Below are 20,726 nucleotides of genomic sequence, written 5' to 3'. Positions count from 1 at the left end.
AGCAAATGACAACAAGTAAAATCAGCAAGTGGATTACTCTTATCGAAGTGTCCGCTTGCTGATTAAAGTTGCAAGTGTATTTACATTTCATTTTCCGGAGGAGATTCAATAATCAATCCTTGAACATGCTTGCGTCCCAGAAGCTTCCGTTTTTTGCGGTTTTCTTTGGTCTCTAAAACAATGTCCAGATCGTAGTCAGCAGGATACAATTCAGTAGCAGCGATGTGAAGGACGAGCCTTTTTTTATTTATGGTCAGCTTTTGTCCTTGGATCAAAATCCCTACATTCCCCCGTTCATCCTCTGTTTTATAGACAATTCCAGTGCGATTCAGGTAGCCTACATACACACTATCACCAAGGGCAAATGGCGCGGCTGAAGGGTTTAAAGTCTCTTTTTTAGGGAAAGGTTTACTTGCAGCAACTGGCTTTTCCTTATCAAGAGCAGGGGGCATAATAAACGGTTCCTGTGTATTCTGGGACGTTCTGCCTTCAGAAATGGCTTGAGAGCGCTCGATAATACGATTCCACATCCCCAGCTTCAAGGCAATTGCGTATGCGTAGCTTTCTCCAGCCTCGCCGATTCGAAGGCGGTACAAGGGCTGCAGTGTTTCAGTATCAAACTCCATACGAGCATTTTGGAATCCCGGTGTATTTTCGGCAAAATGCTTGATTTCGCTAAAGTGTGTTGTAGCTATAACTGTTGCCTGGCGACGGTGGAATTCCTCCAATAGCGCGATAGAGAGTCCTACGCCTTCTCCCGGATCGGTACCGGATGCCATTTCATCGATCAGAATCAGAGTGGAGCTGCCCGCCGTTTCCAAAATGCCGATCATGTTGCGAATATGTGCTGAAAAGGTGCTCAACGCATGTTCAATGCTTTGACCGTCCCCGATGTCTACCTCAATTTCCTCAAATACAGCCATTCGGCTGCCTTCCAAAACAGGTACGAGCAATCCGGATTGTACCATTAGTGTTAACAGGCCGACGCTTTTGAGAGCCATCGTTTTTCCGCCTGTATTCGGACCGGTAATAATGAGCGAGGAATAGCCTTGGCCGATGGAAAAATCAAGCGGAACCATGGTATTCGCCATCAACGGGTGACGAGCACCATGGATATCTATTATCCCGTCATGGTTAAGCTCGACAGGCACAGCATCCAGAGTCATGGCATATTTAGCCTTGGCCAATAAAAAATCCAGGACACCTACCGTTTCTGTGTTGATATTAAACTCCCGAGTGTATGATTCGGCGAGGGCTGTAAGTTCTCCCAGCACTTTCATTTCTTCTTTTGATTCTTCCGCCATGTTCGCGCTCTGATCAAATTGCAGGCTAACAATTTCAGCAGGTTCAACATAAACCGTTTGACCGCTTCCTGATTCATCAAGGACGCTGCCCTTTACTTGTTTACGGAATTCTTTTTTGATTGGAAGCACATAACGGCCGCCGCGCTGACTAACCATATTTTCCTGCATGATGGATTGATGGCGGCTGATAAGAGAATCAAGTTTCCTCTTTATGCGTTCTTCAGTAACCGTTATTTTTTTGCGGATTTTTGCCAGCTCTTTACTGGCCATATCCGTCACTCGTCCCGAATAAATACATTTGTCGATTTCGGACAGAAGAGGTTCCATACCATACATGGAGGAAGCATAGGCACTGACAGTTGGAGCGACATCTGCCTTGGAATTCATGTATTTTATGAGTTGGCTGCAACTTCTTATAAACTGAGCCATGTGAGAAAAATCGCGCTCGCTGAACAAATAGCCGGTTCCCAACAAGTGGAGGATGTATTCCATCCCTACCAGCGATGGGATGGGGACGCTTGCTCCGTGGCGTATTAACTGCAAGGCTTCGTTTGTTTCATTTAGGCGAGTCCTGATTGTACGAATATCTGTAATGGGAAGCATGGAAGCGGCATGCTGCTTACCAAGGTAAGAAAAGGCGCATTCGGAGACTCTTGTTTTGATTCGGTCGTATTCCAAACGCTGCATCGTGGTTTCATTCATGAGAAATCTCTCCTTTGGTTGTTTGTTCAGGATTTTTGGAACCTTGCTGCAAAAGAAAAAAGGGCGGAGAATGAACAAATCGTTCATTCTCCGCCCATAAGGAAAGAGGGAAATTATCGACAAATAAGCCTGGAATTCAGCTGTTGTAATTCCAAATTCAAGCCTCCGATTTATTCACGCATTAGCCCATTTGTAAGCTATTCGTCTTATGAATAAAGGAAGGATAAAAGGAAAGTTACAAAACCTGAAAACAAAAAACCGCGCTGAACACAGCACGGAATAAGGCCTAAATGTAAATAATCCCTAAGGCGATTTATGATATCCGCATGTTCTTAACTAATACCAGGGTAAAAAAACAGCAGCAAACAAACCTATCCCCGAAGGGTACAAGGTGCCTGATGGTCTTCCCTGAATATGCAATTGCTTAGTTAAGAACGTTCACCGACATTAAAATCTCTCCCTTAATTGAAGATATATCCATACTATACGATCAGACAGGTATTGAAGTCAAGGCCGACTTCTTCAATTCGATACAAAAGTGATCATGAGAACAAAGAAATAAAATATACGTAATATATATTACGTTAACTTAATGAAAACTGGGCAGTTATTATCTTTTAATTGAGAATAATAATCATTAAAATTGTAATGATGAATGGAACTCGTATATACTGCGAATCCATCGTAGATATTAATCTGTTCAGTCCTTTATTGAGCATTAGAAAACTTACGAGAGATATTCCTATATTTTGTAGGTGATATCCCTTTTTTAGCTTTAAACTGCTTGATAAAGTATGTGTCGTACTCGAATCCCGTAGCGTGCGCTATTTCATTCAGCTTCATACCTGTATGCGTAAGAAGATCACATGCAACTTTCAAACGATATTCAAGCATGTAACCTATTGCCGTATTTCCGCATCTCTCTTTAAATAATTTATTGAGAGTTACACGGTTCAAATGGACACAATTCGTCAAATCCTCCAAAGAAATCTTCCTTGAGTAGTTCGTTTGTATATATTCTATTGCTAAATCCACAGGAGACCGTTCACTGGTCAGGCATAAATCCTCAAGTAACCCCAAAATTTGTATAAGATACTTTTTTATTCTGCATACCCAGTTTGAATCGCTTTGCGCCTGAACTTCCATACCAAGTATAAAAAACCATTCAAATAAACTCGGATATGCTTTTTCGGTTACATGGGGGACGCTTAAAAAGAGAGGATCACGTTGAAACAGCGAAAGACCTGTTTGTATTCTCGGACTAGTTGGAAAATAACCTTGCGTTTCGGACAGTGCTATGGTGTTGAGAAATTGGGAATCATAACAAAAGGATTGCGCCGCTACGCTAACCTTCTCGTTGACTTGGATAACATCATATTCAGTCAAGCAAAGGACACCCGGAGCGACAATAGTTATGGGAAACTCGTTGAATATCCCTTTCAAGGTTCCTGAAGTAATTAAGATAATTGTAAAACGTTGAGGATAAGGAAGGTTACTAAAGTCCTCCACGGCGAAAAATTCAATGTTCACTGAACGTTTTTTGTAACGGTCGGTCTGCGGCATAATGGTCACCTATCAAATAGTATAGTTAGATGCTTCGTTTTTAGCATAGTACCACAGAAGTTCAAGGGATATCATTAAGATGTGCACAAAAAAGGAGGAGAAATATAATGTCTGTTGAACGTTTTCATATTCACATTGCAGATGAAGTCCTTGTTGATTTAAAGAGAAGATTACAGCACATCCGCTGGCCGGATCAATTGGAAAACTCAGGCTGGGATCGAGGTGCTGATTTAACTTATTTAAAATCCCTTGTTTCGTATTGGCGGGAACAGTATGATTGGCGCGAACATGAATCTCAGTTAAACCGTTTTTCCCAGTTTTGCTGCAACATCAATGGAATTGATGTGCACTTTGTTCATGAGTGCGGCAAGGGTCCCAATCCCATACCCATTATTCTAACCCACGGATGGCCAGATAGTTACCTTAGATATCAGAAAATTATTCCTCTTCTTACAGATCCAGCTAGCTATGGAGGTGATCCTAAGGATTCTTTCGATGTCATTGTCCCTTCATTACCTGGTTTCGGGTTCTCTAGCTCTCCTGACCATCCTGGTGTCAACAATTATCAGGTTTCCGAGATGTGGGCTAAATTAATGACAAAAGAATTAGGATACGGTAAGTTTGCTGCAGCAGGTGGGGATATAGGTTCCGGAGTTACAAGATATCTGGCATCAAATCATCCTGAACTTTTATTCGGGATTCACCTAACAGATATTGGTATCATAAGAGATCTCCTTACGTCCCATGAGCAGGTAAAACTTTCAGAGGAAGAACTTCAATACAAGAAAAGAGCATTAGAATGGATTTCTCTAGAAGGAGGGTATATGTCGATACAATCGACACGTCCACAGACTCTTGCGTATGGACTTTCTGATTCACCAGTAGGCTTAGCCGGTTGGATTATTGAGAAATTCCGAGCTTGGAGTGATTGTGGAGGTGACCTTTGTCAAAGATTTAGCGAAGATGAACTCATTACGCATATCATGGTTTATTGGCTTACTAACACAATTGGGTCGTCAACACGGATGTATTACGAAAATTCACATTCTCTGCCGCCATTAGGCTATATAAAAGTACCAACTGGGGTTGCATTATTCCCAGCAGATATAGTATTACCACCAAAAGACTGGGCAGTACGCAATTTAAATATAACTCGCTGGACTAACATGGCTCGCGGTGGGCATTTTACGGCCATGGAAGAGCCAGAGCTTTTAGCCCAAGAAATTCGTGCCTTCTACAAGCCTTATAGAGTGGAAAAGTGAGTGTTTCTGATGGAGCAGATACCTTAGAATAATTATTCAAAAGCGAAGAGACCTTTTGAGTACGCGAACATCGAATGGATTCAGCGTTTGTTTGATGAAAAAGCTACGGATAAAATCTTTTTTTTTGAATGCTATTAAATGGCATTTTTAAATAATTTTAATATGCACACTGATAGCTAACGAAGAACTATAGTATAGCCTTATTATTTCTGTACAATAATGGGAGGGAGGCTATTTTAAAAAAAGAAAAATGCTCCCGTACCTTTGGCTAGGATTTACGGGAGCCATTCCAATCAATTGTTGAAGTAGTGAGACTGTTCGAGGTCGGGGATCAGTGCAAACCAGGGGTTTATTCCAATGTCTATTCTAAGGGGTGCACTTCAATGGCAGATCATATCTCCAGAGGCGCTTTCTTGTGCTGTTATTCAGAATCATCGGCTATGACAGTTTGTACAGGCTGCCTGTTACGAAGCAATGGTAACAACAGCATCGCTCCGACTAAAAACAAGCCGGCGCTCACGGTATATACGGTGTTCAGGGAGGATTCGCGTTTGAGTGTTCCGCCGATACTCATACCGACGACCATCATCCCGGAGAACAAGGGAGAGAGGGCGCCACCGACGCGGCCGATAAAAGCAGCTTCGGCATTTTTCATCATCATCGTGTTGATACCGATATGGATGCAAGGATAAAATAGGCCACTGAATACTTGTAATGCCATTGTCAGCATAATATTGTGCGACCATCCGACTCCAAAGGTTGCCAGTGTGCTTACCAAAAGTCCGGTTACCAGCAGTAATTGTGGCTGTACTTTTTTGGCAACCCCCATAATCAGGCCGCCTCCCACCAGCATAGCCGCTCCGTTCGCCATTAACGGCCATTGCAGAAATTCCTTGTTTTGTCCAAGGTTCTCGATGGCGACAAAAACCATTAATGGTTGAATAAGCCCGACCGCCAGCCCAATTACAGTAAATGTTCCCCCAAGCGTGCGAAGTGTACGGTTATTCCATACATAACGTATCCCTTCTTTAAGCTCTTGAATGAAATGAGTTGGTTGATCATCTATCCCAAGCGCTTGTTCATCTTGTGGAATACGAGTTAGAACAAGCGCCGAGATGAGAAACAATATTCCTGTTATAGACAATGAAACGAAAATTCCAAAGTGTTGATAAATAAATGTACCGATAACGGGGCCGATAACCATAAATAACGCCATAAGAGACTGAAAAAGGGCCATCACTCCCTGAAGCTGTTCTGGTGCTACATGCTGCTTAAATATCTTCATCGCAGACGGCTGAGAAAATTGAGATAGAATGGCCGAAAAGAATGTAGACAGCAAAAGCACCTGCCATGATCCGTGCCACATTGCCAGCAACACGATAAAAATAGACGCAGCCGACAGCAGATCGCAACTAACCATGGTCCGTTTAGGCCGCCAACGGTCCGCAAACGTACCTCCAATGATGGCAAACAGAAAGATAGGCGCAAATTCAGCAACCGAGATGAGTGACACGTATATGGGATCATTATGAGTCAGATCTGTTACATACAACAATATGGCAAAGTTCCGCACCCAGATGCCCAAATTGAGCAGCGCATTGGAGGCGATAATGGTCCTTATATATGGATTTTTTAACAACAATAAACTCTCCCTTTCTGATTTAGGCGTAATTCACCCAGACTTATTTTTTTGTTTATATAAACAAAATGTATTTTTGTCTATGCAACAATAGATAATATAATGAATTAGCTACTATTTAGTCAACTGTTTTTTTTTGAATTAAGAAGATCAGTATGATACAGAAATTATTTTCAATAAAATACATAATAAATATTATGTAAACTTACGTGTATCTTAACGATCAGGATGTGAATCGGATGTACCTTTTAAATCCATAGTGATATAATTACGCGTACATGCCTGAAAAGGAGCGTATGGAACGTAAATGAACTTTCAAGTGGACTTTTTATCTTTTTTTGTAATCCAGGTAGATGGAAAGGAAGGACAAGGCGGTAAGTCCTACAAGCATTACGCTACGATGGATGACTATGATTATGACGAAAGCGATGTTAAAAAATTTCTCGATGGGGAATTTGCCCGTATCAGTAAACGGAAGGTCGAGAAAAACCCAAGCACTGAGCAGGCTCCAACCAAAATCGGTCGCTTTATCGTTGAGCCAGAGCATGATCTGAGCAGTAATCCGAATTTCAATATGTTCGCTCGGCTGCGGGCGGCAGAGAATAAGGATGATTTTAAAAATGCCTGCGACGATCTGGTGCGAATGTATCTGGATACAAGCGCGGTACGCGGTGGAGCGTTGATCGTTGTACAGGCTACCTTAAATACACACTCGGATGATCCGTTTATTTTTGTGCTCAAATGCGACTTTGAACCCAAAATTGCCCGGATCACGGAAAGCAGCCTGGTTAGTGAAGTCGAAATGGCCATTTCAGCGCGTAATATGAAATCCATCATGTATCCTTACATGCTGGAGGAGGGCATGCACGATGAATGGGAGCTTAAAATTCACCAGTCCTCACATGCCCGCTATTTTGAGGATTTTCTGAAATTTGTGACCTATGAGCAATCCATGCCGGAAATCGTCAATGAGCATGTCATGGGCTTCGTTCAGAACTATGTGGAAACCAAATGGCCAGATGCTTCTAATGAGGAAAGACAGCAGGAAGAACGTGAACTGGAGCTTTGGGCGGCCAGTGAAAAGCGGGATTTGCAAGGAAAATGGGAACCTCTGCAGGTCGCAGAGGCTGCACAGCACATTGTTGAGCTGAAACCAGAAATTGAAGTTCGCTTTAAGCTGGATGATACGGTTGTGCGCGGACTGCTGTCCGACTTTGGGGCCAAGCTGCATATCACGAAGCTGCATGACAGATATGCGCTGATTATTGAAGGTGATGCATTTACGTTTGAAAAGGGGTTTTCACCGATAGAGCTGCTTCAACCTGAATCATTTGAAACGGTGGCTGAGCGATTGAAAGACAAACGCCGCCAAGAAGCTGAGGCAGCAGATGGTGATACTCCGCCTTGGTAATTCGATTACCGTGTGTGATACCAATTGAACTCTTATATAAAATGATCAAAAAACGGGCCTCTCAAAACGGATATTTCCGCTGCGGAGGCCAGTTTTTGTTTAGCTTTTATTTTGCCTGATTTACAAGTGCACTTTACTGATTTGATCTTTTAACTTGTCCGCCGATTGGAGCAGTTTTGCACGTTCCTCATCATTAAGTGGAAGATCCAAAATTTCGCGTACCCCGTTGTGATCTACGATACTTGGGACACCCAAATATACGTCGGATACTCCGTTATAATCTTCCAGCAAGGTGGACACATTAAGTACAGAACCTTCGTCGCCGAGGATGGCAGCTACGATGCGATCCAGAGCCAGCCCGATCGCGTAAGACGTTGCGCCTTTGGCATCTATAATTTCATAGGCTGCATTTTTGGTACTTTCGAAAATTTCATTTTTCGTGTCTTCTTCCAGCTCCAGTGGAGTTCCCGCAACATTGGCTGTACTCCATACAGGCAGCTCAGAGTCACCATGTTCACCAATAATATGAGCGTGGATACTGCGTGGATCTATGCCTTTTTGCTTACCGATTAAATAACGGAAGCGCGCACTGTCCAATAGCGTACCTGAGCCGATGACCCTGCTTGAAGGCCAACCGCTGCGTTTCCAGGAGATATAGGAGAGAATGTCTACCGGATTGGTTGCAATCAGCAATATACCGTGTGTGTTCACCTTAACGATATTATCAATAATGCTCTCAAAAATTTCAGCATTACGCTTGAGCAGATCAATACGCGTTTCTCCCGGCTTTTGTGAAGCACCCGCTGTAACAATAATGATGTCCGCATCACGGCAATCTTCATAATCACCGGCCCACACTTTGACACCACCGAGAAAAGGAAGCCCATGATTCATATCGAGCATTTCCCCCTTCGCCTTTTTGACGTTAACATCAATAAAGACAAGTTCTGACATGCGTTGGCGCAGTAGTAGAGTATAACCGGTCGTTGTACCGACCGCTCCCATGCCGACAATGGCTACTCTGCTTCGTTTGTAAGGTTTTAAGCTCATAAAATCCTCATCTCCTTCTCGGGTTGTATACCTTTTCATTTTAGAATAATCATTTAAAATTTAGCTTTCCAACTTAGTGTAACGCATATGTGTACCTCACTGCAAAAAAATATGACATTTCTCCTTGACTTCAAAGCTGGACTCGCTAATAATTAATCGAATGCTGGGAACATGCACTAAAGCGTTGCAGCAACGATATTGACGTATGAAATTAGGGAAAGAGGATTATGATATGGACTTATTTCGAAAAAAAACAGGACTACTCCCGCATGAGGAAAGCGGATCGACAGGACGCTTAAAGAGAACGATGAGCGCCTTTGACCTTACGATGCTAGGTGTAGGTTGTATCATCGGTACCGGGATATTTGTTATTACTGGCAAAGCAGCAGCAGAAAATGCAGGTCCCGGATTGATGCTTTCATTTGTAATTGCAGGGATTGCCTGTGTGCTGGCAGCCTTGTGCTATGCGGAGCTTTCATCTACAGTTCCCGCAGCGGGCAGTGCTTATGCATATAGTTATATTGTATTTGGAGAGATTCTGGCCTGGGTGCTAGGCTGGGACTTGATTCTGGAATACGGAGTGGCGGCCGCCTCTGTGAGCAGTGGCTGGTCTGCGTATTTTCAAGGTCTATTAGCAGGGTTCGATATACATCTGCCTCTAGCTCTAACCGCAGCCTACGATTCGACCAAGGGGACCATTATTGATCTGCCTGCCGTGTGCATTATTATGTTAATTACGCTATTGCTGAGTCTCGGGGCGAGGGAGACCGTTCGATTTAATTTTATAATGGTTTGTGTCAAAGTCGGAGTTGTACTCCTATTTATCGGGATCGGCATCTTTTATGTTAAACCTGCCAACTGGACGCCATTTTTGCCTTATGGATTTTCCGGTGTTCTAAGTGCAGCAGCCATCGTATTTTTTGCGTATCTGGGCTTCGATGCCATCTCAACCGCAGCCGAAGAGGTACGCAATCCGCAGCGTACTATGCCAATCGGCATTATTTCTTCGTTAGCGATTTGTACGGTGCTATATATAGCGGTTTCCATCGTATTAACAGGAATGGTGCCTTACACGCAACTCGGAATAAGTGATCCTGTTGCATTTGCCTTACGCTTTATTCACCAGGATTTTGTCGCTGGATTGATTTCAGTCGGCGCGATTGCAGGGATGACTACCGTTCTATTGGTGCTGCTGTATGGTCAGACACGGTTAATTTTCTCTATGTCACGTGATGGGCTTTTACCGCTATTTTTGTCCAAAGTAAATACCAAAACTCAAACACCGATCCGAAGCACCTGGCTGGTCGGCAGCATTATCGCTTTGGCCAGTGGTTTGTTTCCGTTACATGCATTGACTAATCTGACAAGTATTGGAACTCTGTTCGCTTTTGCGGTGGTATCACTTGGAGTCATCGTTCTGCGTAAGAAACGGCCGGATTTAAAAAGAGGATTTGTCGTGCCATGGGTTCCGTTGATTCCAATTTTGAGTGCTCTCGTGTGCATCGGTCTGATGCTTCAGCTTCATATTAGCACGTGGATCGGATTCCTCGTGTGGCTCCTGCTCGGGCTGTTGATTTATTTCTTTTATGGTTATCACAAAAGTTTGTTGAATCGTAAATCTTGATCGAATTCGTATGGAAAAAGCCGGCATTCTGCACTTATGTGCAGATCCGGTTTTTTTTGTCATAAGCGCGAAAAGTGTCACATAAGGTCGTTTATGTTATAATTCTGTTTCAGATAAGCTGTTGGCACGGGATTACCGCATGCCATCGAGGGAGGATATTTATTTATGAAACTGCGCTGGCGTGCGCTTCTGGGGGGAGTGATGCTGTTGACTGGTATCCTGTTGACTTCCTGTTCGTCCGAGCCCCCAAAAACTGTGAACAACCCCCCGGTAGAGGAACCAGATGACCAGGGACAGACAATCACGATTAATCCACCATTAACTCCAAAGGTGGGCGATCCAAACGCCAAATATGTAGTACAGACACGAATAGCAGATTTTCATTTGATTGATAACAATAAAGGCCTGGTTTGGGGAGTTACCCGTAATGAGCTTCGCCTTTACTATACGCATGATGGTGGAAAGACCTGGAATAATATTTCTCCTTCTGAAAATGTTCAATTTCAAGATAAGCTTGAATATGGTAAAGACATTAGCTTCACTGATTCCCGCCACGGTTGGGTTGTCCGTCAGAATTTGGACAAAACAGCAACCGTTATTCTCCGAACGGCCGATGGAGGACAGAGCTGGGATGTGTCAGCACTGCCAAACGGTGACTATGTCAGTTCTATTCAATATGTGAATCCGTCTACAGGCTGGATTATGGCATATGTAAACCTGAATAAGCAGGATCAGCAAAAGTTGCTGTATCACACTACGGATGGGGGAGCCACCTGGAAAAAGGTTGCGCAGAGTTCCGGCATGACGTCCAGTGAATCAGGCTCGGGGCTACCCGACCAGGGCAGTGTCGTGGGGATGGGCTTTTCTTCTGGCAATCAAGGTTTTGTTGCAATCAATCTGGATAGCCGTGTTAAGCTGTATAGAACCTCGAATCAAGGGAGAACCTGGACTCCAGCAGTTAACAGGATGCAGGGTTGCCCGCAGGCCCAAGCAGAAGCTCAGCAGTCTCTTCAAGGAAGCAGCTCCTCATATTGGATTCCAGTCAATTGCTATGTGGGTAACGGTACCCAATATAGCGGGCTGTTTACTGCTGATGCAGGTACACAATGGAACGCTGTGTCGTTGGGTCTGAGCAGCAAAAGTAAATCTATTATCCCAGGGCGTACTTTTCTAAACAAAAAGGAAGGCTGGATTATAAGCCAAACTGGAATGAGCCGCACGTTGGATGGGGGAAAGACGTGGGCAAGTCTTACAGGCAACAAGGTACTGCCTTCGAAACTAAAAGATTACCCTCGATCGGTCAAGCTCCGTTTTGCTTCATCTTCGGTAGGCTGGCTACTTTTGGAGCGTCTGGATGATAAGAAATCACTGTTGCTGAAAACGACTGACGGCGGTGCAAACTGGAGAATTCTATAACTTTTCCAAAGGTGATTGCCCTAGGCATTTTTTCTAACTTTGCAGGTTCTCATAGACATGCAGACTCAGGAAAAATGCGTGGGGCGTTTTACTTTTAAAAAATTTAAATTTTATATGACAATATGTGAAAAAAATCACAAGGTAACAACTGCAGCGCTGTTATACTAACCCTGTAAACAACGATAGGAGTGATAATCATGAGAGCGAATCAGGATCATATGTTAACCCAATACTACCTTCAATTCTGTTACACTTGCCAAGATGCCTATGGTTGTACGACTGAAGAGGACTGCAAGCAGTGTGCAGAGCGTTACGCTGAAGCCGAAGATTATGAAGTTCTGGATGAGACGCAACGTTATCTCCAGCTTGTACATGTGTAAATCAATGTACCATTCTGATATCGCCATATTTTGAGCCTCCCGGATTATTCCGTGGAGGCTCTTGGCGTTCTTAAGGGTTGCTATCAAATTTGGGCAGGAACCTACATATACTATTACGGAAAGCTTAGGTCATATGAGGATGCCCGGCGATTTCCCTGTGGAATGCTTGGCGGAGAGGAGTGCGGTGCATGGGATTTGAGTCATTATGGATGTTCGATTGGCTGGGTACGGTACTGCCCGTATTTTTCGTAGTCGTGTTAGGTATTGTCGTGTTGTCTGCGGGCAAGGAAGTCATGGAATGGAGCCGAAATAAAAGGCAGCCTGTATTGACAGTCGGTTCCCGAATTACGGCCAGAAGGACACATCTCCAGCAGAGGCGGCAGGAGGAGCAAGGGACTCGTACCTATACTTTCTATTACGTAACCTTTGAGGTGGAGAGCGGCGACCGGATGGAGTTTAAGGTAACCGGAGAAGAGTATGGTCAATGTTCCGAAGGAGATGAAGGACGGCTTACCTTTCAGGGGACACGATATATCGGATTTCAACGTCTAAATCGCTATAGCTTGGAACGGGTTAAAATGTAACCACAGCCTACATCATTTGATCATTTACGGCCTTCTGCGATGCAACAGTGTAGGGGGCTGTGAGTGTTTCTTGTACGACACATTTTGGTACATATAAGAAGTTTGGAGGGAGGAATGAATCGTGTCATTTGAAGGACAAGTTGTTATTGTAACAGGAGCAGCGCATGGAATCGGGAGAGAGGTCGCTTTCACCTACGCTGCTGAGGGTGCCCGAGTCGTATTTGCAGACCATAATGAAGAAGAGGGCGCGCCGCAGCCGCTGCAGCGGCACGTAATGAAGGATATCAGGCCATTTTTATTCCTTGTGATGTGCGAAAGGAAGAAGATATTGTAACGCTAATTCGTACCACGGAGGAAGAGTACGGTACTATTCATACACTGATCAACAACGCAGGTGTGTCCAAATGGAAGTCCCCGTATGAGTTAACGGTAGCAGAATGGGATGACATTTTGAATACCAACGTACGCAGTTGTTTTATTGCGACACGGGAAGCGGCCAAGGTGATGAAACGAAACCCGGAGGGTGGTTCGGTGGTCAATATGACCTCTACACGGGCTTTTATATCGGAGCCGGATACAGAAGCCTACGCGGCGTCAAAAGGTGCCATTGCTTCCCTAACACACGCGATGGCCATATCGCTAGGAAAGGATGGGATTCAGGTCAATTGCATCAGTCCAGGGTGGATTGAAACTGGGAATTACAAGCAATTGCGCACAAAAGACCATCAGCAGCATCCGTTCGAACGTGTGGGAAACCCTCAAGATTTTGCACGGGCCTGTCTGTATTTGACCCAACCTGGCAATGATTTTGTAACAGGTACGAATCTGGTGGTAGACGGTGGCATGACGCGCAAAATGATTTACGAGCCATAAGACTGTTCGAAAAAGTAGTCCCCAATATCGAGACTATTTTCTTTATTTGATTTTATTGGAGCTGTCACCCATTGGGCATTTGTACCATACGATAAGGTATATGATTGAGCAGCAGCAAGGAGGGAATACATTGGCTGTTATTAACGTCAACTCGGCGGATGTAAGGACACTCGCCCGGCTTATGCGGGCGGAAGCCGAAGGAGAAGGAGAGCTCGGGATGCTCATGGTCGGCAATGTTGGAGTAAATCGGATTTTGGCCAACTGTCTGGATTTTCAGGGAATTCGCCTCATGAATGACATGGTCTTTCAAAGTCCTGGCGGATTTGAAGCTACGCAAAAGGGGTACTTTTACCAAAGAGCCCGTGACCGTGACATTCGTCTTGCCCGGCGTGTCATTAATGGTGAAAAAATACGCCCGGCTTCGAATGCATTGTGGTTTTTCAGACCTTCCGGGGAATGTCCGGATACCTGGTATAACCAGACTAACACTGGGCGCTACAAGGCGCATTGCTTCTTTAGCCCGACTGCACAGGATTGCCCGGCCGTCTATTAGCAGTGTTTCAACATGAATTTAAATAATTAAAACCATTTTAGGAGGAATTTACATGATTTCACAGCAAGCATACCGTCCCGCAGCTTATTCTTCAGGTAGCGGTTATCCCGAATGGCCAAGAGGGATGACTCCAGTTGGAACCATGCAGCCTATGACTGGCTTTCCGCCACAAGTAAGTAGCGGCGGCGCCATGACACCGACTGGTACAGTGATGCAGGTCCAGACTCCGCAATACGAGCAATCATACATTGAAAATATTTTACGCTTGAACTTGGGTAAAACAGGAACCTTTTATATGACGTATGAAAATAACCGCGAATGGAACGCGAAAATATTCAAAGGCATTCTGGAAGCAGCAGGCCGTGACCACATTATTATCAGTGATCCGGCAACGGGCAAGCGGACGGTCTTGCTGATGGTGAATCTGGACTATGCTACTTTTGATGAGCCTTTGCTGTATCAATATCCCGGCGTCGTCGGGAATCCGGGCGTATCCCCGGTTCGCTGATGCCTTCATATATATTGGTCTACATCCTCTGCCTGAAGGCAGGGGATGTCTTTTATTTATATTCTTTCTCAAATATAGTTGCTTCCCTTGTGGTAAGAGGCGAAAAATGAAGCTTTTTGATCTAAATGACAGGGGAAACTAATTTTTCTGACATTGCTCGTGGTTTGACTGTATAGAGTATAGTTATATAATTGAATATAAGCTGATAAAGATCTAATCAATCATGCGGAATCATGCTTTTGGAAGCAGAAAGGAGTGAACGTGTTGGGAAGTTGACGCTGCTTATGATGTGTTATCGTTCTGTCTATGATGAAATTATCCGAAGGAGGTGCGCCTGTCTGCCGTAACGACGGCTGATGGGGAGCATATTGAGTGACCCTTTACCGAGTATGTTTAACATAATTATTGTTTTTGCATTAGTATTATTAAATGGTTTTTTTGTATCCGCGGAATTTGCCATTGTCAAGGTCAGAGGCAGCCGTATTGAAACATTGGTGGAGGCGGGCAATAAAAAGGCCGTGTACGCTGCGAATATGCTACACAATTTGGATGCTTATCTGTCAGCCTGCCAGTTGGGTATTACACTAGCATCGTTGGGACTGGGGTGGATCGGAGAGCCGGCCATCGCACATTTGATCGAACCTGTATTTACGGCCGTTGGATTGGGAGCGGCATATGTGCACGGAACTGCCGTGGTCATTGCATTTATTGTCATTACGATTTTGCATATTGTGTTGGGTGAATTGGCGCCCAAAACGATAGCCATTCGTAAATCTGAAACCATTACGCTGTATTCAGCCATGCTGATGACTTGGTTTTACAAGCTGATGTATCCATTCATCTGGGTGTTGAATGGCATGGCGAACAGCCTGTTGCGTTTATTCCGTATGGAACCGGTATCGGAATATGACGATTCCGCGCATACGGGAGATGAAATACGCATTCTGATGAAAGAAAGCAATAAGAGCGGACTAATTGACAATACGGAATTGGCGCTTGTTGATAATATATTTGATTTTACTGATACGACCGCCAGGGAAATTATGATTCCGCGTACCGAGATGATCTGTTTGTACAGCAATGAGTCCAGAGAAGAAAATCTCGCGATTGCGACGGAAAGCATGAGAACCCGTTATCCAATCTGCGCCGAAGATAAGGACCATATTATTGGCTTTATCCACATTAAGGATCTTCTGCGGGCGAACACACTGGATACCCGTACGATGATTCGACCGATTCTGGCTGTTCCTGAATCTACGCAAATTAGTGACCTGCTTAAGCGCATGCAGCGTAGCAAGACGCAAATTGCGATTCTGATTGATGAATATGGCGGGACATCGGGCATGGTGACGCTGGAAGACATTATGGAAGAAATCGTAGGTGAAATTCAGGATGAATTTGATCAGGAACGTCCTGGATGTGAGCAGATTAATGACGAGGAATTTTCCATTGACGGTATGTTATTAATTGATGAAGTGAACGATCGCTTCGGACTGGAACTTGATCATGAGGATTATGATACGGTAGGGGGCTGGCTATACTCACATGTTGAGGTTATTCCTCCACAGCCAGGTCAGTCTGTCGTGTTTGAAGAGTGTATGTTCGTTGTAGAAGAGGTTGAAAACAAGCGAATTTCACGTATTCGGCTCATAAAGCAGCCCATCATCGTGGAGGAAGCAGGAGTCTCCTAATGGAATAATACCTTGCAAGCGACCTTTAATGATTTAGGGTCGCTTTTTATTTTGTCTTCTTTACAGAAAGGATATGAATTGATATGATGTTCGTATTATTGTCAACCTAAATGAAATATATTAAGTTGACAATTAAAGAATGAAATTAAATGATCCTGAGTATTTTATTATTTTTCATGATCAAAATGATGGAGGTATGAAGTGTGAAATTATTTAATGAGGGTTTAGATTGGTACTCGTTGGCAGATAAAGCGATCCAAGGCAGCAGGCTGACACTAAAGGAAGGCACCGCGATATTGGAAGCGGACGATGGGGACATATTGTCGATTATGCAAGCTGCTTTTCGGATACGGCATCACTTTTACGGCAAAAAGGTTAAGCTTAATATGATCATGAACGCTAAAAGCGGCCTGTGCCCGGAGGATTGTGGTTATTGCTCACAATCTATTGTATCCACGGCTCCTGTCAGCAAGTATAGTATGCTGGACAAGGAGTCTCTGCTGGCTGGGGCGCGTGAAGCGTTGGCACGAAAAGCGGGAACGTATTGTATTGTCGCTTCCGGCAAAGGCCCAACGAATCGAGAACTGGATCAGGTGATTGAGGCAGTCCAGGAAATTACCCGTACGATGCCGCTCAAAATTTGCGCTTGCCTGGGAATTCTCAAGGGAGATCAGGCCCAAAGACTGGCAGAGGCTGGGGTACATCGTTATAACCACAATTTAAATACGAGCAAGGACAATTATCCGTCCATTACCACCACACATACGTATGATCAACGGATCGAAACTGTTAAAATAGCTCAATCTCACGGAATGTCTCCATGCTCTGGCGTTATTATAGGTATGGGGGAAACGAATGAGGAAATCGTCGAAATGGCCTATGCCTTGCGGGAACTTGCTGCTGATTCTATTCCGGTTAACTTTCTGATTCCGATTCCCGGAACCCCGCTGGAAGGAGCAAAGCGAGTAACTCCGATCAGAGCGCTAAAGGTACTGGCATTGTTCAGATTTATCTGCCCATCCAAAGAAATACGTGTCGCTGGCGGTCGGGAGCTAAATCTGCGTTCGCTACAACCTCTTTCTTTATATGCAGCTAATTCGATTTTTGTAGGGGATTATTTGACGACAGAAGGGGAAGAAGTCACAGTTGATCATCAAATGATTGAAGATCTCGGGTTTGAAATTGAGATGTGTGCCCTTCCAGCCGTATAATAAAAGTTGTACAACTTGGAAGGAGAGATGAACGATGAGCGAAAAAGTATTTATTAGTCCAGGTAAATATGTGCAAGGGAAAAATGTGATTAATAAAACGGGGGAGTATGTTAAGCCATTAGGTCATTCTGCCCTGGTTATTGCAGATAAGCTGGTTTGGGGCATTGCAGCCGAACGGGTCGTAAAAAGTCTGGAGCAGGTCGGGATAACTGCGGTAAAGGTTGAGTTTCAAGGAGAAGCGTCCAAAAATGAAGTGAACCGTATTGCTGATCAGGGACGAAGCGGTGATGTTGACATTGTCATCGGTGTTGGTGGTGGTAAAACGCTGGATACTGCCAAAGCCGTTAATGAGCTGCTCGGTGCTTCGGTTGTGATTATTCCTACGACTGCTTCCACAGATGCACCGACCAGTGCGCTATCTGTCTTGTACACGGATGAAGGTGCGTTTGATACGTATTCCTTTTTTAGTAAAAATCCGAGCTTGATCCTGGTCGATACGAAAGTCATTTCCCAAGCACCGCCACTCTTTCTCTCCTCAGGTATTGCGGATGCCATGGCGACTTGGATTGAAGCCCGTGCGGTCATCGAGGCTCGTGCAACGACGATGGCTGGCGGTCTGCCAACCTTGGCAGCCGAAGCCATTGCGTCCAAGTGCGAGGAGGTTCTCTTTGATTATGGACTGCAGGCTTATGAATCTGTAAAACGCAAAGTTGTCACACCTGCGCTGGAAGCGGTGGTGGAAGCCAATACGTTATTAAGCGGTTTAGGTTTTGAAAGCGGCGGCTTGGCGGGTGCACATGCGATTCACAATGGCTTTACCGTGCTGGAAGGGGACATTCATCACCTGACGCATGGTCAGAAGGTAGCTTTTGGCACCTTGGTTCAGCTTGCTCTGGAAAAAAGACCTCTGATCGAGGTGGAGCGATATATCGACTTTTATCTCAAGCTGGATCTACCCGTAACGCTGGAAGACGTTAAGCTCCAGGAAGCTTCCCGTGAGGATTTGTACCGAGTAGCTCAGGCAGCTACGAAAGAAGGCGAAACGGCTCACAATCTGCCGTTTGCCGTCACAGCCGATGATGTGCTTGATGCAATTTTAGCGGCTGATCAATATTCACAAGCCTATAAGGCCAAAATGGGGTATAAGAATTAACCTTATATGATATAAAGTAAATGAAAAGACCGCTGACAAGCGGTCTTTTGGAAGTAAGAAGGCTCCCACGCGTAAAGCGGCGAGAGCCTTTTTTGTCATTTTAGATCGCCCAATTTCCTTTGCGGAAGATGGGCTCCTCCGTACCGTCCTCTGTAACACCGTTAATGTCCATTTCACCTGAACCGATCATAAAGTCGACGTGTGTCAGACTGGAATTCAGACCGTTCGCCACCAGTTCTTCTGCAGTCATATCCTTGCCACCCTTAAGGTTAAATGCATAGGCATTACCAATGGCCAAATGGTTGGATGCATTTTCATCAAACAACGTATTATAGAACAAAATGTTTTTGTCAGAGATCGGTGACTTGTGAGGCACGAGAGCAACCTCGCCCAAGTAGTGGGAACCTTCATCCATTTCTACGAGGTGCTGAAGAGTCTCCAAGCCTGTTTCGGCCTGTACATCGACAATGCGTCCATTTTCAAAGGTCAACGTAAAGTTGTCGATAATATTGCCACTGTAGCTAAGTGGCTTGGTACTGCTGACTTTGCCGTTCACACCTGTTTTGAGTGGAGCTGTAAATACTTCTTCGGTAGGCATGTTGGCTACAAAGCTATGTCCCTGTTGGTTCACGCTTTCAGCAGCTACCCAGAGGTGATCCTTGGCCAATTCGATGGTAAGATCGGTTCCCGGAGCCAAATAATGAAGCTTTTTATAGCGTTTGGCGTTTAAAATATCGGATTTGCTGGAAAGGGTTTTCAAATGCTCTTTCCACGCTTCTACCGGATTGTCCAAATCCACACGCACAGTGCTGAAAATGGCTTCCCACAGCTTATCTATTTGTTCGGAAGCAGGCAGATTCGGGAATACTTTGGCAGCCCACTCTACAGAAGGATAAGCGACCAGAGACCAGCTGAATTTGTCGGCCATTTGATATTCACGGTATTGACGTAATTCATGTGACCGGACCCGCTGAGCAGCAGTGATTCGAGTGGACAGGATGCCTTGAAGCAAATCTGGATTTTCGGCAATAATATGGAGTACCGCCGCACCATTTTCGACCTCTTCTGTCATTTCGGCTGCGTACCATTTGGGAGCGATATTAAAAGTTTCATCTGGAGCCAGTTCATACTGTAACCGGGTAATAGTCTCATCGCTCCATTTTACTTTAACCAGCTTTGCTCCGACCGTATAGGCTGACTTAACAATCAGTCGCACGAGTTCGGCGGACAAAATGGGAGCATGAACGATCAGGGTCTGCCCAGGCTGGACATTGACGCCCACTCGAACGGCTAATTCGGCATATTTTTGCAATTTTTGTTGAAAATCTGACATGTTACTTTCCTCCATTTCACGAAAAAGCCTTAAAAGGCTTAGGTTGCTTGCACATTTTTTTGCAAATTCTACACTTAGCTTATATATTGTACAATGTAACGAAAAGGTTCACAAATCAGTTTTGGCACATTTTGGTAAAAAATGAAAGGGCGGATCAATAAATGACAGAGCAAAATTCACCTGGGGAAGTAAAGGAAGTACATATTCAACAGGCACAAATGACGCGAGATGAAAACGGTGTTTATTTAGGCCAAGTTGTATTTGGAGTAAATGGACATCAGTCCGTATATGAAATTACATTCCACAGTAAAAGGGGCAAGGAATGGGACTACAGTCTCCATTTTGCGGGGGAGTCGCGGGTAGAGGAAGAAATGCTGGAGATGGATAGCTGGATTGAAGAAAATGATGATTTGTTCGATCATTTGCTGGATGCGGCCTGGAGCAAATTACCCGAGTAATGTAAACAGGT

17 protein-coding genes and 2 pseudogenes are annotated in these 20,726 nt (G+C 44.5%); 14 read left to right on the top strand and 5 right to left on the bottom strand.

Features of this window, described 5'->3' with window-relative positions; all coding sequences use genetic code 11:
* Positions 1-80 precede the first annotated feature (80 nt).
* Entirely contained in the window at positions 81-2,006 is a 1,926-nt protein-coding gene (locus GCU48_RS24565; RefSeq protein WP_152381769.1) for an endonuclease MutS2, read from the bottom strand.
* 708 nt (positions 2,007-2,714) lie between these two features.
* Entirely contained in the window at positions 2,715-3,569 is an 855-nt protein-coding gene (locus GCU48_RS24560; protein WP_152381768.1) for a helix-turn-helix domain-containing protein, read from the bottom strand.
* Between the two features lie 107 nt (positions 3,570-3,676).
* On the opposite strand from GCU48_RS24560, the gene GCU48_RS24555 reads away from it, so the two are divergent.
* Together GCU48_RS24555 and GCU48_RS28950 are read left to right on the top strand one after the other, a co-directional pair.
* Entirely contained in the window at positions 3,677-4,831 is a 1,155-nt protein-coding gene (locus tag GCU48_RS24555) for an epoxide hydrolase family protein (RefSeq protein ID WP_152381767.1), read from the top strand.
* 36 nt (positions 4,832-4,867) lie between these two features.
* Positions 4,868-4,982 (top strand): annotated as a pseudogene (locus GCU48_RS28950) (amidohydrolase family protein); the annotation flags it as partial.
* Positions 4,983-5,252: 270 nt separating this feature from the next.
* On the opposite strand, the gene GCU48_RS24550 reads toward GCU48_RS28950, so the two are convergent.
* Positions 5,253-6,470 (bottom strand): MFS transporter, encoded by a 1,218-nt coding sequence (locus tag GCU48_RS24550; RefSeq protein WP_152381766.1) that lies wholly within the window; start codon positions 6,468-6,470, stop codon positions 5,253-5,255.
* A 307-nt stretch (positions 6,471-6,777) separates the two neighbouring features.
* Here GCU48_RS24550 and GCU48_RS24545 point away from each other — a divergent pair, with 307 nt between their 5' ends.
* The gene (locus GCU48_RS24545) at positions 6,778-7,881 is read left to right on the top strand and encodes a DUF3900 domain-containing protein (protein WP_152381765.1); all 1,104 of its coding nucleotides are present in this window, start codon (positions 6,778-6,780) and stop codon (positions 7,879-7,881) included.
* 120 nt (positions 7,882-8,001) lie between these two features.
* On the opposite strand, the gene GCU48_RS24540 is transcribed toward GCU48_RS24545, so the two are convergent.
* The gene (locus tag GCU48_RS24540; protein ID WP_025716619.1) at positions 8,002-8,931 is read right to left on the bottom strand and encodes an L-lactate dehydrogenase; all 930 of its coding nucleotides are present in this window, start codon (positions 8,929-8,931) and stop codon (positions 8,002-8,004) included.
* A gap of 232 nt (positions 8,932-9,163) precedes the next feature.
* Here GCU48_RS24540 and bcaP point away from each other — a divergent pair, with 232 nt between their 5' ends.
* The 10 genes and pseudogenes from bcaP to GCU48_RS24490 all read left to right on the top strand — a co-directional run bounded on the left by bcaP (position 9,164) and on the right by GCU48_RS24490 (position 18,924).
* The gene (bcaP, locus tag GCU48_RS24535) at positions 9,164-10,555 is read left to right on the top strand and encodes a branched-chain amino acid transporter BcaP (RefSeq protein ID WP_025716618.1); all 1,392 of its coding nucleotides are present in this window, start codon (positions 9,164-9,166) and stop codon (positions 10,553-10,555) included.
* A gap of 165 nt (positions 10,556-10,720) precedes the next feature.
* Positions 10,721-11,971 carry a YCF48-related protein gene (locus GCU48_RS24530; RefSeq protein ID WP_152381764.1) on the top strand — a complete coding sequence of 417 codons (1,251 nt, stop codon included), beginning with the start codon at positions 10,721-10,723 and terminating at the stop codon, positions 11,969-11,971.
* A gap of 197 nt (positions 11,972-12,168) precedes the next feature.
* Positions 12,169-12,351, top strand: coding sequence for a hypothetical protein (locus GCU48_RS24525; protein ID WP_081752094.1), 183 nt, complete (start codon positions 12,169-12,171; stop codon positions 12,349-12,351).
* 188 nt (positions 12,352-12,539) lie between these two features.
* Entirely contained in the window at positions 12,540-12,935 is a 396-nt protein-coding gene (locus tag GCU48_RS24520; protein ID WP_152381763.1) for a DUF2500 domain-containing protein, read from the top strand.
* Positions 12,936-13,056: 121 nt separating this feature from the next.
* A pseudogene (locus GCU48_RS24515) lies at positions 13,057-13,808 on the top strand (SDR family NAD(P)-dependent oxidoreductase).
* Positions 13,809-13,938: 130 nt separating this feature from the next.
* Complete coding sequence (locus GCU48_RS24510; RefSeq protein WP_025716613.1) at positions 13,939-14,361, top strand: cell wall hydrolase; 423 nt, start codon at positions 13,939-13,941, stop codon at positions 14,359-14,361.
* Between the two features lie 52 nt (positions 14,362-14,413).
* Positions 14,414-14,869 (top strand): spore coat protein GerQ, encoded by a 456-nt coding sequence (gerQ, locus tag GCU48_RS24505; RefSeq protein ID WP_152381762.1) that lies wholly within the window; start codon positions 14,414-14,416, stop codon positions 14,867-14,869.
* Positions 14,870-15,258: 389 nt separating this feature from the next.
* A complete protein-coding gene (locus GCU48_RS24500) occupies positions 15,259-16,560 on the top strand; it encodes a hemolysin family protein (RefSeq protein WP_208812044.1) in 1,302 nt (433 codons plus the stop codon).
* A gap of 203 nt (positions 16,561-16,763) precedes the next feature.
* On the top strand, positions 16,764-17,771 hold the full coding sequence (gene bioB / locus GCU48_RS24495; RefSeq protein WP_152381760.1) for a biotin synthase BioB: 1,008 nt from the start codon (positions 16,764-16,766) through the stop codon (positions 17,769-17,771).
* Between the two features lie 34 nt (positions 17,772-17,805).
* A complete protein-coding gene (locus GCU48_RS24490) occupies positions 17,806-18,924 on the top strand; it encodes a glycerol dehydrogenase (protein ID WP_152381759.1) in 1,119 nt (372 codons plus the stop codon).
* Between the two features lie 100 nt (positions 18,925-19,024).
* Here GCU48_RS24490 and GCU48_RS24485 read toward each other — a convergent pair whose 3' ends face one another.
* Positions 19,025-20,257, bottom strand: coding sequence for an aminopeptidase (locus GCU48_RS24485; RefSeq protein ID WP_152381758.1), 1,233 nt, complete (start codon positions 20,255-20,257; stop codon positions 19,025-19,027).
* Positions 20,258-20,418: 161 nt separating this feature from the next.
* Between GCU48_RS24485 and GCU48_RS24480 the strand changes: the two genes are divergently transcribed.
* Positions 20,419-20,715 carry a hypothetical protein gene (locus GCU48_RS24480; protein ID WP_152381757.1) on the top strand — a complete coding sequence of 99 codons (297 nt, stop codon included), beginning with the start codon at positions 20,419-20,421 and terminating at the stop codon, positions 20,713-20,715.
* Positions 20,716-20,726: the final 11 nt, after the last annotated feature.

The sequence above is a fragment of the Paenibacillus brasilensis genome (assembly GCF_009363115.1).
Classification (GTDB): Bacteria; Bacillota; Bacilli; order Paenibacillales; family Paenibacillaceae; genus Paenibacillus; species Paenibacillus brasilensis.
Note: the sequence above shows the minus strand (reverse complement) of the source record. Positions and strands in the feature narration are given on the sequence as shown.

What these genes read in the sequence shown, in the direction of transcription:
- GCU48_RS24565 (WP_152381769.1), bottom strand. Translation starts at nt 2,006, where the DNA reads ATGAATGAAACCACGATGCAGCGTTTGGAATACGACCGAATCAAAACA.
- GCU48_RS24560 (WP_152381768.1), bottom strand. Translation starts at nt 3,569, where the DNA reads ATGCCGCAGACCGACCGTTACAAAAAACGTTCAGTGAACATTGAATTT.
- GCU48_RS24555 (WP_152381767.1), top strand. Translation starts at nt 3,677, where the DNA reads ATGTCTGTTGAACGTTTTCATATTCACATTGCAGATGAAGTCCTTGTT.
- GCU48_RS24545 (WP_152381765.1), top strand. Translation starts at nt 6,778, where the DNA reads ATGAACTTTCAAGTGGACTTTTTATCTTTTTTTGTAATCCAGGTAGAT.
- GCU48_RS24540 (WP_025716619.1), bottom strand. Translation starts at nt 8,931, where the DNA reads ATGAGCTTAAAACCTTACAAACGAAGCAGAGTAGCCATTGTCGGCATG.
- bcaP (WP_025716618.1), top strand. Translation starts at nt 9,164, where the DNA reads ATGGACTTATTTCGAAAAAAAACAGGACTACTCCCGCATGAGGAAAGC.
- GCU48_RS24530 (WP_152381764.1), top strand. Translation starts at nt 10,721, where the DNA reads ATGAAACTGCGCTGGCGTGCGCTTCTGGGGGGAGTGATGCTGTTGACT.
- GCU48_RS24525 (WP_081752094.1), top strand. Translation starts at nt 12,169, where the DNA reads ATGAGAGCGAATCAGGATCATATGTTAACCCAATACTACCTTCAATTC.
- GCU48_RS24520 (WP_152381763.1), top strand. Translation starts at nt 12,540, where the DNA reads ATGGGATTTGAGTCATTATGGATGTTCGATTGGCTGGGTACGGTACTG.
- gerQ (WP_152381762.1), top strand. Translation starts at nt 14,414, where the DNA reads ATGATTTCACAGCAAGCATACCGTCCCGCAGCTTATTCTTCAGGTAGC.
- GCU48_RS24500 (WP_208812044.1), top strand. Translation starts at nt 15,259, where the DNA reads ATGTTTAACATAATTATTGTTTTTGCATTAGTATTATTAAATGGTTTT.
- GCU48_RS24490 (WP_152381759.1), top strand. Translation starts at nt 17,806, where the DNA reads ATGAGCGAAAAAGTATTTATTAGTCCAGGTAAATATGTGCAAGGGAAA.
- GCU48_RS24485 (WP_152381758.1), bottom strand. Translation starts at nt 20,257, where the DNA reads ATGTCAGATTTTCAACAAAAATTGCAAAAATATGCCGAATTAGCCGTT.
- GCU48_RS24480 (WP_152381757.1), top strand. Translation starts at nt 20,419, where the DNA reads ATGACAGAGCAAAATTCACCTGGGGAAGTAAAGGAAGTACATATTCAA.